This window comes from Nocardia brasiliensis, from assembly GCF_042691675.1.
GTDB classification, from domain to species: Bacteria; Actinomycetota; Actinomycetes; order Mycobacteriales; family Mycobacteriaceae; genus Nocardia; species Nocardia brasiliensis_D.
In genome coordinates, this window is sequence record NZ_CP170507.1 from 3159996 (window position 1) to 3174348 (window position 14353).

Consider the following 14353-nt stretch of genomic DNA (forward strand, 5'->3'; position numbering starts at 1 on the left):
TCGGGCGCGGTCATCGGCGCCCGACAAAGGTTCGATCGAGCACGGCCGCGGCCAGTTCGGCGACTGCCGCGGCGAGTTGTTCGCCGTCACGGCTCGGGCCGAAGGCCGCTCCCGGCCGCAGCCGCGCGGCCAGTTCTCGCAGCAGGCCGCCGACGATCATGGCGCGCAGCTCGGTCAGCCGGACGTCGCGATCGGGATCACGGGGACCCGCATCGGGCAACTGGGGCGCGCCGAGGAGTCGATCGCGCAGATGGCCTGCTTGCTCGTCGAGCGGTATCGGATGTGCGATTTTGCCTGTATACGAGAGTCGGCTGAGCAAGTGCATCGCCGGATCCGGCGCGGACAGTGGATGGTCGGTGGGGACGGAACTGGGCTCGCCACGCACCGCCCGATGCAGTTCGGACAACGCACCGCGCAAGGTTTCCGGATTACTTTCCGGGTCATCCAGAACGGCGAGAACCCGGGCGGCCGCGTCCCGCAGTCGGTTATATCGTTCGGCCTGCGGCTCGGAGTCACTTTCAGTGATCGCCATCGCTGTCCCCGGAATCCTTTCGAGCTGCCTTGAATCGCGCCACGAAGGCTTTCTTATCCGCTTCGGTCGGCCCGGCCTCAGCATACGCGGACCACACTTCGAGAGCCTGTGCGCGCGTCAGCCCGGCGTTGGAGATGGCGGCGGCGAGCTCGCGAACATGCGGCTGGGTCGAGCGCTGGATGAACCAGTCCACTGCGGTGGGCAAATCCGGTTCGGTTTCCGGACCGCGGGTGGGGTGCGTCGGTTTGTCCTGATCGGGGAGGGGACGGTAGTCGGGTATCGGTCTTTCCGCCGGCGAGATAGCTGTTTCGCGGATGGTAGCCGCCAAGCGTTCCGCCGCCTCTTTCCAGGTGAGGTTCTGGTTACGCATCAACTCCTGGAGTTCGCGGGCGTACGCGTGCGCTTCGTCCGGGTCGGTGAGAACGGTCTGGAGTTTGTCCACCCACCGATCGACCGGTATGACTTCATCGAAGCCCTGCTCGACAAGAATGCGTTCCCCGACTTCGGCGGGGAACCGGCTGGTGTCACCGAAGAATCTGCCTGCTCCGCTCCCGCTGGAGATCAAGATAGGCGTGCCCGCGCCCGCCGCTTCGATCGCGACGAGACCGAATCCCTCGGCGCGTGAATTCATGATCACGACATTCGCGTTCTGTATGTCGGCAAGCAGCTGCCTGCGGTCGGTCGAGAACGGCTTGACCTCGACTTCGCGAGCCGCGATGCTCGACAAGAAATCTCGCGTGTCTTTCAGCTCTTTCGGGTCCACGCCGCGCACGATCAGCTCGACGTCGATTCCTCGAGCGTTCAATTCTCGGATCATTTGCGCGGCTTCGTTCGCACCCTTCTGCACGTCGTTGCGACCGAACATCAAGACCTTGAGCGGCCCCTCACCTTGCGGGCGCGGCACCTGCTCTGCGAAGGGAACACCGGGAATCAACTCGTGGACAACCGGATCGCTGCCGGACCTGCCTGCCAGATTGTGCACCTCTTCGACCAGCTTCGGGCCGACACCGACACTGATATCCGAAGTGGACACCAGATCGGTTTCCGCCCACTGGCGCGCGGGCCATTGGGGTCTGTCTTGTACGCGACCGAGGGCTTCGGTGGCCATATGTACGACGTGCACGAGCTTGGCGTCGGGGTAGAGCGCATCGCGTATTTCGCGCGCCGCATAGCCGGAGAACCGACTGTGGCCGATCACCGCGTCTACATTCGACGGCAGATCCTCGGGATCCGAGGTGAGGTGGAATTGGTTCCGCAGCTGTGGGTCATGGGTCCGAGGACCGATCACCGTGGCCTGACTGCCGTCGTTTTCCGGAACCGGATGCCCGACTCGGACGTATACCTCGTGGCCCGCTTCGGCAAGACCTTCCGCCAGGTTCTTGTTGACCGCGGGTATTCCGCCTTTGTCGAGTCCCCAGTCATCGCAGACCAACAGGATCCGCAGGCGCGCGTCCGACGTATCCACCTGCCGCGCCGGGTCCTCGTCGCCGACGCGTGGCACCGCCGGGTCGGACACGTCCCGCCCGATCGGTGACTCGGGCCGATCCCCGACGAATGCCTCGTGTGTCGCGACCGGACCGTCCTTGTTCAAGAAGACCGCCCAGGTGCCGTGCAGTTCCCTCGGCAGCCGCGGCGGGTGGCCGTGGAACAGTTCGGCGCCGGGGTCGACCACCCGAATCTCGTTGCCTTCCTTGGTCAACAGGTAGGCGTGCGCGCCGTAACGCTGGCCGGGACTGTCACCGCGATACTCGTCGATGACCAGCGCGGCCGCCTTGGGTTCCGCCATGGCGAGCAGCCGGGCGGCGATCGCATCGTGGTCGGGGTGCGGTACGAATCGCTCACCGACCGCCGCTTCCACGTCATCGATGTGGACACCGCGCGGCCCCACGGCGGCGTCGTCCACGTCACCGACGACGCGCCTGCCGAAGAATTCGTTGGCGGCGTCGATCGACTCCACGATGCATCTGTTGTGCGGTCGCTCCGAGTCGGCCGGTGCCGGAAGGTCTTGCGTCAGATGGGCGCGAGCCGCTTCCACGCCTTCGTCATAGGTGTCGACACGGCGTCCGGCGCCCGGCTCGTAGGTGCCGCCGAGCTTGTCCGGGTCGTGGGCCATGAACACCACGTCGGGGCGTCCGTCGTTATAGCGGCCGAAGGTCTCGTAGCTCCATCCGTCGGGGGCGTAGCGGTCGTCCCACGCGAGCCGCGCCACCGGCTCGAAACCGCACTCCGCGTACAGTTTCGGCAGCACGGTGTCGAAGCAGTCCAGCCGCCTGCCGCCCAGCATCACCGCGGTCTCGACCAGTGCGTGGGCCGCCTTGGGATAGTTCGTCACGTCCCGATGCGAGTACACCGACACGATTTCGTCGCCCTTGATGGCGATGCCCGCGGTGCCGTCGTCGCTGACCAGCATCCGCATTCCCTGGTATTCGCCCACCTCGTAGACGTGCACGGACGCGGCGAACTTGTTGTTCTCCTTCAGCTTCATCATCTGTTCGTGGAAAACGTTCGCGTCCGAGGGGCGCAGTTCGTACAGCTCGGGGACGCTGTTGCCCAACTGCCGCAGCTGCTCGGCGCGCTGCTCGGGCAGCGAATGGACGGCCACCGGGTCGACGGTGTGCTCACCGATCCGCAGCTGCGGGAGCGGCGCTGAATCGCCTTGCCGCCCAGCGTTTTCCGGCCCGCTAGCGGGATCGTCGGGGCGTGCCCCGATCGGTGAAAGGGGCCGGTCGTTCGTGATCACCCGCGGGCTGTCCGGCCCGGGCAGCACCGTGATCAGCTCGGGTCGGGAGGAGCTGCGCGGCGGGCTCGCTGTGGTGCCATCCGGTTGTGCGGCAATGGGTTTCGGTACCGCTTCGCCAGCTCGTGCTTCCAGGGGAACGCGTGGTCCGGCGTGCGGAGCCGTACCTGCTCGGTCCGCACCCCGGTGTCCTTCGGCGCCGGAGCCCGCGCGGTCGGCGCCCCGGCCGCCTTCCACACCGGCACCCGGGCGCGGGGACTCGGGCCGTGCCGCGGTAGATCTGTCGCCGGTGCCCTCCGCTGCGCCGGGGCGGGGACTTTCCGGTCGCGCATCGGGCTGGACCGGACGAGGCTCGGCTTGCGCCGGGCGCGGTTCAGCTTGCGCGGGACGGGGTTCGGCTTGCGCGGGACGGGGTTCGGCGTGCGCCTGCGATACCGGTCCCTTGCCATCGCCCGCGGCGTGCGGCGCGACCGGGGCTGCGTCGGTCGCCCGTGGCGCGGCGACATCGTGGCCGGGATCGCCTGACCGTGACACCGGTGCGGCGTCGTGCCCGGCGTCTCCCGCACGCGCAGGCGCGACATCGTGGCCGCCGTCGTCCGCCGCCCGTTGCGGTGCCGCCTCAGCTCGCGATACCGGTGCCTCCTCCGCGCTCTCGGCACGGACCGGGACAGGATTGTCGGCCGGTGCCTGCCGCGCTCCGTCATCCACCACTGGACGGGCTTCGGGAGCGGCGTCGTGGGTCGGCCTGGCCTGCACCTCCGCGCCGGGTGGCGGAGCCGCGCTGCCGTCCTGTGCGCCCGCCCGGCCGTTCCCGCCGGTACCGGCCGGCTCGTCGGCCGCGCCCGCGCGCGGCGGCGGATCGCCGTGCGCGACACCGTTTCCGCCGTGGTCGGCCCCTGGGACGCTGGACGATTCGCCGGTCTGCGCCGGGTGCACCCCGGGCTGGATCCCGAGCATCTTCGCGGCGCCGACATCTCCGGCCGCGGCGCGCATGCTCAGCTGTTGTCCGCGGACACCATGGATGCCACCGGCCAGCGCACCGCCGAGTGCGCCGGAGAGCATGCGCGGGTCGAATTCCCAATGGTTGGTAGCCAATCCGACCGCCGCGTACCCGCCCGCGACGCCGCCGATTCCGGCGACCGTGCCCGCGACGGCGGTCTTGCCCAGCGCACCACGCACCGTGGCGGACGGCCCGAGCATCTTGCCGACGCCGAGGCCGAGGGGGAAGGCGACCGCCGCGCTGGCTCCCGCCGCCAGCGTCGCGACACCCACTCTGTTCCAATCGATGTCGCTCGTCATGCGACCATCGGCGGTCATTCTGCGATGACCCTGGCCCGCCTGGTAGGCCTGGATGCCCAGTTCCTGAGCGAAGCCGAGCGCCACCTGGATCGCCACATTCACGCCGAGCGCTTTCAGGAACGACAGCGAAGCGATCTTCGCTCCCGCCTGGATCAGCGCCTGAAGCAGCTTCGAGACGATCATCCGGATGGCGATCTGGGTGGTCACCTGCATCGCCGGAATCGCCAGCGCACCCCACAGTGACGCGAGCGCCCAGGCGATCTGGATGGCGAGGATGACCAGCGTGGTGATGATCTGCAGCTTGGTGTATTCGATTTGAGTTCCGCCGTTTTCGGCGTAGTTGCCGAGTTTGACGAGCTGCTCAGCCAGTTTCTCGATCGAATCATCGCCGGAGATAAGCTTTTTCAGCTGCGCGACCGCCTCGTCGGCGCCATTGCCGTCGTAGTACTTCAGCGTCGCGTTCGCGGCGTTGCGCACATCGGGGACGATGGCCTGCAAGTCGGTGGCCGCGCGCTGCCAGTACTGCGCGAGCCGAAACAGCGCGTCCTCGTCGCCCTGCGGCCACTCGGAACCCGCGACCCAGCTGAGCCATTGGAGCCCGGACGGGATATTGATCGTCATCGGTCAGCGCTCCGCGTCGTCCCCGGTCTGTCGAGGCTCACCAGCTGGTATCCGTGGTCGCCGACGTCGGCCCCGACCGGGTGTGGTCGTATTCCTCCACATTGCGGAACTGCATGCCGTGCGCTTCGTCGGCCCCTTCGCGGGCCCGCGCCGCGGGCGGGGCGGTCGACACCTCAGGTGGCTCCGGAAGCAGCTCTGCCAGGTCGGGCAGGCCGGGAACGATCTCCGACAAGCTCGGCAACCTGGCCAGTTCCCGCTGCAGCGGCGCCATCAGCTCCGTCGCTTTGCGTTGCACGGTCGCGGCGGCCTCCTGCGCCGCGGCCGTGAAGGCTTGCGCGATCTGCTGATGGCCCATTTCCTCGATGCCCGAGGCGAATACCGTTTCGATCACCTTGCCCTCGGCGTCGACGGTGACGGTCACGCGTCCGCGCGCGGTGGACGCGGTGGCGGTCAGCTCCGCGCGCTGCCGCTGTGCCTCGGCGAGCTTCGCCATGTGCGTCTCGGCGGTATCGAGCAGCTCGGCCAGCCGAGCCTTCGCCGCCTCATTCGACATCCCCTACCCCCGTTGTGGTCAACCAGGAATCCGGCTCACTTGTAGCCACGGGCGGAGTGAGTGTCCTGCTGCTCCATGGCCTTGGCGGCATCGCGCAGACCGGTGGAGAACTGTTCCAGCACCTTCACTTTGGAATCCACGACCTCGTAGAGCTTGTCCCGCGCCCCCACGTAGCCCGGGCTATCGCCGCCGCTGCCGTTGGCGAACTGGTTTCCGATCTTGTCATTGCCCCACGGCGCGCCTTCCCCGTCGGCGGCGGAGCGCAGTCCCGACAGCACCTGCCGCACCCGTCCCGACACTGCTGTCAGATCACCGGCGACACCCCGCAACTCCCCGGGCTGTACCCGCACCTTGTCGGTCATCCAGATCCTCCTCACCCTGCTGCCATGACCATGAGTAGTTCCATACTGGAAGCCACCGCTTACGATCGACTTTCGATCGGCCTACGGTTCGACCGCGATAGCAAGATTTTGGGGGCAGGCCGGGCCGGTGCTGACGGCTTACCGTGACAAGATGCGGTTTTGCCTGCTCGGGCCGTTGGTGGTGGCGACCGCCGATGGCCGCCCGATCCGGATAACCGAGCTGAAAGTCCGTGCGCTGCTCGTCGATCTGCTGCTGCATGTAGGTCAGACGGTGACCACCGACCGGCTCATCGAAGATCTCTGGCACGACCGGTCCGGGCGACGGCTCGGCACCCTCCAGGTCAAGATCTCGCAGCTGCGCCGGGCATTGGAGGAGGCGCAACCCGGCGGTAAGAACCTGGTGACCTATCAGGGGCAGGGCTACGTTCTCGATATCGATCCGGAGGCGCTGGATACCCACCGGTTTCGGACGTTGACCCAACGGGCCCGGGTCGCGCCGAATCCCCGAGCCAGAGCGGCCCTGTTGACCGAAGCGCTCGCGCTGTGGCGTGGACCCGCGCTGGCCGACTTCGCCGACGAAGCGTTCGCCCAGTCCAGCATCGCGACCCTCACCGAGCAACGGCTGACCGCCTGGGAAGACCAGGCGCAGGCGCGGCTCGAACTCGGTGAACATCACCTGCTCGCCGATGAACTCGGTGAGCTCGTCGCCGCGTATCCACTGCGCGAACGCTTTCGTGAAGTGCACATCCGCGCGCTGTACCGCGCGGGTCGCCAAACCGAGGCGCTCGCCAGCTATCACGAGCTGCGTGAGCTACTGCGAGACGAACTCGGGCTGGAGCCGGGACCCGGACTGCTGACACTGCATCAAGCCGTCCTCGAGCATGATCCATTGTTGGTTACGGCATCGGCGGAATCCGCCGGATCCACCGCCGCACCGGCGCGAGTGCCCGCGCGGTCCGCGATCCCGGCCGAATTGCCCGCGGACACAGTCGCTTTCACCGGGCGGGACGAGGAAGTCGCCAGGCTGTACAACACGCTGAAGCCGCAGGGAGACGCCCCGCGAATCGCCGTACTGATCGGTGGGGGCGGCGTGGGTAAATCGGCGCTGGCGGTGCGCGCGGCGCGCCTGCTCGCCCCCGAGTTTCCGGACGGCCAGCTCTACCTCGACCTGCATGGACACACCCCCGGCAGCGAGCCCGTGTCCGCGAGCCAAGCGCTACCGCGGCTGCTGCGATCGCTGGGTGCGGAGCCGCCGCCCTCGGTGCGCGAGATCGATGAAATGGCGGGGCGATTGCGCTCGGCGGTGGCCGGACGGCGCCTTTTGTTCCTGTTGGACAATGCCAGGGACACCGGCCAGGTGCGACCCTTCCTGCCGGGCACACCGCACTGCTCGGTGCTGGTCACCAGCCGTCGTGCGCTCGCCATCAGCGATGCCTGGACTTGCCCCGTCGACACCCTCGGCGCGGCCGACGGACTGTCCTTGCTCCGCAAGCTCGCTCGACCCACCGGCGACGACGAGGGCGCCGAGGAAGTGGTGCGGCTGTGCCAGGGACTGCCCCTTGCCTTGCGGATCGCGGCGATCAGGCTCGAGTCCCACCCCACCTGGACCTACCGCACCCTCGCCCGACGCCTCCGCCCGGAACATCGCCGCCTGGACGAACTGAGCATCGACACCTTCAGTGTCCGAGCCAGTTTCGCCGCCAGCTACCACGAGCTGGCCGACGATCCGGGCCACGCCGCCGCACGCCTGTTCCGGCTGCTCGGCCTGCTCGAGGGTCCCGACATCGCGGCACCGGCCGCCGCGGCACTGGCCGGGGTATCCGAGCAAGAGGCGGCAACACTGCTCGACACCCTCGTAGATGCGCATCTGCTCCGCGAATCACCGCCCGGTCGATTCCACATGCACGACCTGATGCGCCTTTTCGCCAGGGAGCTCGCCGAAACGATCGAGCCACCCCAGAGCCGCCAGGACGCCTCGCTGCGAATCCTGCGCCACTACCGCGCCCGCACGGCCCACTCCCCACCAAAGCCCTCCCCACCCGAGATCCCCCAAACCTAGATCGCGCGGTCGTATTCGCGCGATGACGGGCCCTCCGCGTGCATCGAGTTCAGCCAATCATCGTGTCGCAGTTCGTATTCGACCTCGCCGTGTTCGGTTCCGGGCAGGGGGTCGTCGAAGTGGAGGTGGAAGGTTCGGAGGTGGGTCAATCCGGCCTTCTCCATTACGCGCCGCGAGGCGATGTTGACGGCCATGGTCTGGGCCCACACTCGGTGGACACCGAGTTCGGTGAATCCCTTTCGGATCAGCGCTCGCGCTCCCTCGGTCGCGTATCCGCGGCCCCAGACCGTGGCCGCGAGCCGATATCCGAGTTCCACTTCGCCGACGCTGCCGTCGTCCGGCGGCTGAAGAGCCAACCAGCCGACAAACTTTCCGGTGGATCGTTCGATGGCGGCCCAGCGGCCCGCTGGTCCCAGGCGATAGGTGCGCAGGATCGCGGGCAGCACCTCGTGCTCGATCTCGTCGCGTGGGGTGGGTTCGCCGGTCAGGAAACGCATGACCGCGGGATCGCTGTCCAACCACACCAGGTTGTCGACGTCGGACTCGCTGAATCTGCGCAGTACGAGTCGATCGGTCTCCAGAAACACGTCCACCAGCTGCATCCTGTACAGGATCGACCGTGCCGTCCACAGCATTTCCTGTCATGTGCGGCAGGCCGGTGCTCGTGGTTTGGGAGGATGTGTCCATGGCTATTTCGCTGGACCAGGCCGAGTCGGTACTCGGGGCCGCTCGGAAGACGGCGGTCGAGCTGGGGGAGACGGTGTCGCTGGCCGTCGTGGAAGTCGGTGGCAACCTGGTGGCCTTCGCACGGATGGACGGTGCCGCCGTGCATACCGCGGATATCGCGAAACGCAAGGCGGACACGGCCATTGCGCTGGGATTCGACACCGTGCACATGTCCGCTGCCGCACCCCGAGGGCAGTCACTGTTCGGTGGACCGCCTCAGTCGGGTTCGCACGCACTGGTACCGAACGGCGGTGGCGTGATCATCCGGGTCGGCGGCACGGTCATCGGCGCGCTGGGTGTATCCGGGGCGGACTCATCGATCACCGACCACCGGATCGGCACAGCCGCCGTCGCTCAATTGGACTGAACGTTCACCGCGCCACCGACTTCGACCCGGCCGCTCCCTATGTGCCGGGTCGGTCGTGCTGGAGGCGGGCAACCGCTTCGATCAGGACCCGGCGCGAGTTACGTGGACCCGCCCAGTGTCGCGAAACACGGCACTGGGCGGGTCGCTTCCCCGTACGCCGTGCGAACGCCGCCACGTCGCTCGGCGGATGTCAGCATAGAACAGTCGCCGTGCGGCTGTGCGCGGCCACGCCGTTGCGCGGATGCGTGACCAGGCTCACGATCCGCGTTCGCTGTCCTGCAGAAATGGCGTTGACCAGTGGATCTGCTCGAGATAGAGGCTGGATGGACAAGAAAATCGGGTGATCTTTGTCGGTGCCCACCGGAATACTGACGCGCGTCCGATGAGTTCGAGCAACCGATTCCGTCTCAACCACTGTGGCGCCGGGACCTCGAAGCTGTGGACCGCGCCCGTTCCTGTCAACGTTTCCTGCCGGAGGTACCCGATGCTCGCCGACCGTTCCGCTCCCGCCTCGGGAGGGCGGACCCCGACAGTCATCCGGGTGCTGGTGCTCGCGACCTTCGTGGTGATCCTGAACGAGACCATCATGATCAACGCGATCCCGCGCCTGATGGCCGACCTCGAGGTCACCGAGCGGGCGGCGCAGTGGGTGTCCACCGCGTTCATGCTCACCATGGCGGCCGTCATTCCGGCCACCGGATGGTTCCTGCAGCGAGTTTCGACCCGGCAGGCGTATTCCGTGGCGATGGGGGTCTTCCTGGCCGGTACCACGCTGTCGGCGGTGGCGCCGTCGTTCGCGGTGCTGCTGCTCGGGCGGATCATTCAGGCAGGCGGCACCGCGGTGATGATGCCGCTGCTGATGACCACGCTGATGACCGTTGTGCCCGAACAGGACCGGGGCCGGGTGATGGGTCAAGTCACCCTCGCCATTTCGGTGGCGCCCGCGATGGGTCCGGTGATTTCCGGGTTGGTGCTGCAGGTCGGTTCGTGGCGCTGGCTTTTCGTGCTGGTGCTGCCGATCACGGGCGTGATCACCTGGCTCGGTCTGCGCCAGCTGGAGAACGTCGGTGAACCGCAGGCCGGGGCGATCGACGCGGTCAGTGTGGTGCTCGCCGCGCTCGGGTTCGGTGGTCTGGTGTTCGGCCTCAGCCGGTTCGAAAGCGACAACCTCGCCGGTCCGGCGCTGATCGTCGCCGCGGGCCTGGCCCTCATCGCCGCGTTCGCCTTCCGTCAGCTGCGTTTGCAGCGCACCGGCACCCCGCTGCTCGACCTACGGGTTCTGCTGTCCGGCACCTACACCAAGGCGCTGGTGCTGATGTCGGTCGCGTTCATGGCGATGCTCGGTTCGATGATCCTGCTGCCGTTGTACCTGCAGAACCTCCGTGGTCTGAGCCCCTTGCAGACCGGCCTGCTGGTGATGCCGGGCGGGTTGGCGATGGGTCTGCTCGGACCGACCGTCGGTCGGCTGTTCGACCGGTTCGGCGGACGCTCGCTGGTGATCCCCGGGTCGATCGGTATCGCCGCGTCGCTGGCCGGGTTCACCCAGATCTCGATGACCATGCCGTACTGGCAGCTGCTCGCCCTGCACATCCTGCTGATGGTGGCGCTGGCCGCGACCTTCACCCCGGTCTTCACCCTCGGCCTCGGCGCGCTCCCGCAGCACCTGTACTCGCACGGCAGCTCCATGCTCGGCACCCTGCAACAGGTCGCCGCGGCCTTCGGGACCGCCCTCGTGGTGACGATCATGTCGGCCCGCAGCACCGAACTCATCGCCGACGGCACCGACCTCGTCACCGCCCACCTGGACGGCATGCGCCTCGCCTTCCTCGTATCCGCCGCCTTGGCCCTCATCGTCATCGTCATGGCGATTCTCCTCCCCAGCCGAGCAGCCGCCCCGGAAGAGTCCGAATCCGCAACCCCCGAATTGGTCAAGGGCTGAACGCAATTCAGCACACTGAAACCCCCGGCGCCTTCGCGTGCCGGGGGTTTTTCATCCGAGCGAAATCGAGGCGAGGTCTACACCCCGCAACGGCATTGCCGATACGTCACCCACCCGCTCTGCCCACACCGCATGCCCGTGCCCGGACCACAGCGGCGCTACCGGAAGATCGCGGAGCAGCTGATTCTCGGCGAGCCGGTACAGCTGGCCGTTTTCCGCTGACCCGCCTGCGGAATCGGCGGCAGCCAGCAGCTGGGCGAAGCCCTCGTCGGTGTACCCGGTGGCCTTCGCGAGCGCGGCGAGCAGTTCGTGCGGACTCGACGTGCTGTGCGATCGCGTCAGCAGGAGGGGCCCGTCCACCTGTTCGGCCTCGTCACCGCGCGGTCTCGCGGTCGCCTCCACCGCGAGCGCGGTGCGGAGCTGGTCGGTGAGTGGCCGTGCCCATCGCTCCTGCCCGGCACCGAAATACACCGTGACCGGACCGGTGAAGCTGACCTGGCCGAGCAGTGACTTCGCGGCAGCCTGGTCGTGTGTGCACGGTCGGCAGGTGGCGGAGCGCTCGCCCGGTGCCACGCCGGGCGGCAGTATCGCGCGGGCCGGATCGACCTGGTGCGCAAGGGGACCCGCCGCCAATGCCGCGCGGTCTACTGCCATGGCGAACGCGTAACGCACCGCCGCATCCTCGAAACGCTTGTCGGACAACGGAAACGCGAGATAACTGGCCTCCGGGAGCGGCCACATCGCGTGCCGGTCGCCGAAATCGTGGTGCATGGCCTCGTGCCGCTCGCCGGGAACCTCGGTGGCCAGATCGAGCGAACCCGCCCGCACTCGGTCGTACTGCGCGGCGGAATCACCCACCTCGAACTGGATCTCGCGTGCTTTACCGGTAGCTTCTCCGATCCGCACCAACCGGCCGCCCGAACCCGGCTGCCATGGTTCCGCCATCCGGAACGGCCCATTACCCACGGGCTTGGCGGCAAAGCCGACCCAATCACGGGAGGCCAGCACCGATGCGGGCAGGGGGAGGAGCGCCTGCGCGGCCAATATCGCAGGCACCTGGCCGAACGCTCGATCTAGCACGATCCGAAGGGTGCGTTCGTCGGGCGCGCTGATCTCCTTGGCGCGCAACACTTCGGTGAGCGCACCGGACCCGGCCCACCGCTCGTCCGCGACCGCGCGCCAGGTATCCACATAGGACTTAGCGGTGACCGGCGTCCCGTCGTGGAACCGGCCATCGGCACGTAGTTTGATTTCCCAAGTCACCTGGTCCGTGCTGGTAACCGAGTCCGCGGCCCGCGGGGTGCTCTGCCCGGTTGCCGCGTCGTAGTCGACCAGTGGCGTCCACAACGCGCCGACGAGCATTCGGCCCGCCTGATCGCGCAGATCAGCGGGAAGCAGACTGGCCGGTTCGCGGACGCCGACCGTGAGCACGCCCGGCTCGGGCGGTTCTGCTGATTCGGAGCAGGCGGTGCCACCGAGCAGGAGCACGGCCAACACGGCGATAAGCCGCAGCGCACGTTCAGCCATTCGGTCCCACCGCGCCGGTAGGTGTGCGCCGCATGGCCGATTCGCATGTCGAACGTGGAACACCAGGCATACCAACCTCATTCACCTCGCACCGCGCGAATCACACAGTTATACCCGGCGTCACGCGGACCACTACCCCAAAGTTGTTCCCCAGTTAGCGGTATCGCGATGTGGGTATCGCAGTTCACCCGCGCCGACATTTACAGTGAGGCATCTCGGCGACCAGGAATCCCTGGTCATCATCGGTTACGCCTCGCTGGGAGGTAGTTGTGCGCCGCTGGTTTGTTAGGTCGTCCCTGCTGTTGGTCACCGTGGCGGCCGCTCTCGCCGCCAGCACGTTGCCCGCCGTCGCCTGCGGGGAGGAAGACCGTCCATCTGCCACCGCTCCCCGAGTGACCGGCGCGCCCGGCGCGGAGAAGAACGTCAAGGCGGTCGGCAACGTCCCGGACGCACAGGGCGCGATCGCGCTGCAATTTCTCCAGTACGGCAACCGGGACGTCATGGTGGTCTCCGGCGAGTTCGGGGTGAAGACCTACGACCTCACCGCCAACCCGAAGGCGCCGAAGCTGATCGGGCAACTCAACATGCCAGGGATGTGGGAAACCGAGGACACCGAGGTCGACCCGGTGCGCAAGCGGGTCTTCCTGGCTCGCGACCCACGTGCCTTCGGCGGCAATGTCCGCACCGGCGAGTCCGGCATCTACATCGTGGACCTGGCCAATCCGGAGAAGCCGTCGATAATGAGCTACGTCAAGGTGCCCGCAGGCCATACCACCACGTGCATCAACGACTGCCAGTACCTGTGGACGGGCGGCCCGGCCAAGGCGGACAGCATGCCTGCCGAATGGGGCGGTCGCCCGATCTGGGTCACCGACATCAGGAACCCCCGCAAGCCGAAGGTCTTCCCCAACCCGATCGAGTTGGCGCGCAACGACGGCAAGACCGACTACGTACATGACGTCCAGGTGGACGAGACGGGTGTCGCCTGGGCGTCCGGCCGCGGCGGCGTGCGCGGCTACTGGACATCCGGCATGCACAAGGACCCGGTGACCGGCAAGCACCGGGTGGCGTCGCCGAGCGACCCGGTTCCCTACGCGGGTGGCGGGATCAAGGAGACGGCCGCGCCGTCCAAGTTCATGCACAACAGCTTCCGCCCTGTCGGCAACCGCGCGAAGGACGGCGGCGGCACCGGGAACTGGGGCAACGGGAATCTGATCTACGCCACCGAGGAGAGCTTCCTCGACGGCTGCGCGGGCGACGGCGTGCTGGTCATCGCATCGTTGGAAGGTTCTTACGGCGGAGCGGGCTGGCGCTCCACGCCACAGCAGCCATACCGGCTCAATACCGTCGGCACCTGGAGCGTGGCCGGGCAGGAGGGCAGCGACCCGGCGTCCGGTGACTGCTCGGCGCACTACTTCGACGTGCGGGAAAAGATCCTGGTGCAATCGTTCTACGCGCAGGGGACCAGGTTCCTGGATGTCAGTGACCCGACCAATCCCAAGCAGATCGCCTACTACCGGCCCGCCGACGCGGCCGCCTGGGCGCCGTACTGGCACCGGGGTCTCGTCTACGTCGCCGACAACAACCGCGGCATCGACATCCTCGAGCTCACCGCCTGACCGCGCGACGAA

General features: G+C 67.6%; 10 protein-coding genes. 4 read left to right on the top strand and 6 right to left on the bottom strand.

Annotated elements, in window-relative coordinates:
- Window positions 1–10 precede the first annotated feature (10 nt).
- From ACFK0J_RS14785 to ACFK0J_RS14800, 4 genes are read right to left on the bottom strand one after another with little or no spacing between them, the layout of a single operon-like run.
- Window positions 11–532: a hypothetical protein gene (locus ACFK0J_RS14785; protein WP_378740473.1), complete on the bottom strand. Its 522-nt coding sequence runs from the start codon at window positions 530–532 to the stop codon at window positions 11–13.
- Window positions 519–5189: a glycosyltransferase gene (locus ACFK0J_RS14790; RefSeq protein ID WP_378740475.1), complete on the bottom strand. Its 4671-nt coding sequence runs from the start codon at window positions 5187–5189 to the stop codon at window positions 519–521. The genes ACFK0J_RS14785 and ACFK0J_RS14790 overlap by 14 nt, the downstream gene beginning before the upstream one ends.
- Before the next feature lie 37 nt (window positions 5190–5226).
- Complete coding sequence (locus tag ACFK0J_RS14795) at window positions 5227–5742, bottom strand: YbaB/EbfC family nucleoid-associated protein (protein ID WP_378740477.1); 516 nt, start codon at window positions 5740–5742, stop codon at window positions 5227–5229.
- A 35-nt stretch (window positions 5743–5777) separates the two neighbouring features.
- Window positions 5778–6104, bottom strand: coding sequence for a WXG100 family type VII secretion target (locus ACFK0J_RS14800; RefSeq protein ID WP_378740479.1), 327 nt, complete (start codon window positions 6102–6104; stop codon window positions 5778–5780).
- Window positions 6105–6255: 151 nt separating this feature from the next.
- On the opposite strand from ACFK0J_RS14800, the gene ACFK0J_RS14805 reads away from it, so the two are divergent.
- Complete coding sequence (locus ACFK0J_RS14805) at window positions 6256–8163, top strand: BTAD domain-containing putative transcriptional regulator (protein WP_378740481.1); 1908 nt, start codon at window positions 6256–6258, stop codon at window positions 8161–8163.
- Here the strand turns inward: ACFK0J_RS14805 and ACFK0J_RS14810 are convergent.
- Window positions 8160–8765, bottom strand: coding sequence for a GNAT family N-acetyltransferase (locus ACFK0J_RS14810; protein WP_378740484.1), 606 nt, complete (start codon window positions 8763–8765; stop codon window positions 8160–8162). The two genes, ACFK0J_RS14805 and ACFK0J_RS14810, sit on opposite strands and share 4 nt — an antisense overlap.
- An 83-nt stretch (window positions 8766–8848) precedes the next feature.
- On the opposite strand from ACFK0J_RS14810, the gene ACFK0J_RS14815 reads away from it, so the two are divergent.
- Window positions 8849–9256: a heme-binding protein gene (locus ACFK0J_RS14815; protein ID WP_378740486.1), complete on the top strand. Its 408-nt coding sequence runs from the start codon at window positions 8849–8851 to the stop codon at window positions 9254–9256.
- A 484-nt stretch (window positions 9257–9740) separates the two neighbouring features.
- Window positions 9741–11195, top strand: a complete 1455-nt coding sequence (locus tag ACFK0J_RS14820) for an MDR family MFS transporter (protein ID WP_378740488.1) — start codon at window positions 9741–9743, stop codon at window positions 11193–11195.
- 51 nt (window positions 11196–11246) lie between these two features.
- Here ACFK0J_RS14820 and ACFK0J_RS14825 read toward each other — a convergent pair whose 3' ends face one another.
- Entirely contained in the window at window positions 11247–12722 is a 1476-nt protein-coding gene (locus ACFK0J_RS14825) for an ABC transporter substrate-binding protein (protein ID WP_378740490.1), read from the bottom strand.
- A gap of 311 nt (window positions 12723–13033) precedes the next feature.
- Between ACFK0J_RS14825 and ACFK0J_RS14830 the strand changes: the two genes are divergently transcribed.
- The gene (locus tag ACFK0J_RS14830) at window positions 13034–14341 is read left to right on the top strand and encodes an LVIVD repeat-containing protein (protein ID WP_378742843.1); all 1308 of its coding nucleotides are present in this window, start codon (window positions 13034–13036) and stop codon (window positions 14339–14341) included.
- The last annotated feature ends 12 nt before the right edge of the window (window positions 14342–14353 follow it).

Bases quoted from the DNA above. Each gene is read 5' to 3' on its own strand.
- ACFK0J_RS14785 (WP_378740473.1), bottom strand. From the start codon at position 532: ATGGCGATCACTGAAAGTGACTCCGAGCCGCAGGCCGAACGATATAAC.
- ACFK0J_RS14790 (WP_378740475.1), bottom strand. From the start codon at position 5,189: ATGACGATCAATATCCCGTCCGGGCTCCAATGGCTCAGCTGGGTCGCG.
- ACFK0J_RS14795 (WP_378740477.1), bottom strand. From the start codon at position 5,742: ATGTCGAATGAGGCGGCGAAGGCTCGGCTGGCCGAGCTGCTCGATACC.
- ACFK0J_RS14800 (WP_378740479.1), bottom strand. From the start codon at position 6,104: ATGACCGACAAGGTGCGGGTACAGCCCGGGGAGTTGCGGGGTGTCGCC.
- ACFK0J_RS14805 (WP_378740481.1), top strand. From the start codon at position 6,256: ATGCGGTTTTGCCTGCTCGGGCCGTTGGTGGTGGCGACCGCCGATGGC.
- ACFK0J_RS14810 (WP_378740484.1), bottom strand. From the start codon at position 8,765: ATGCAGCTGGTGGACGTGTTTCTGGAGACCGATCGACTCGTACTGCGC.
- ACFK0J_RS14815 (WP_378740486.1), top strand. From the start codon at position 8,849: ATGGCTATTTCGCTGGACCAGGCCGAGTCGGTACTCGGGGCCGCTCGG.
- ACFK0J_RS14820 (WP_378740488.1), top strand. From the start codon at position 9,741: ATGCTCGCCGACCGTTCCGCTCCCGCCTCGGGAGGGCGGACCCCGACA.
- ACFK0J_RS14825 (WP_378740490.1), bottom strand. From the start codon at position 12,722: ATGGCTGAACGTGCGCTGCGGCTTATCGCCGTGTTGGCCGTGCTCCTG.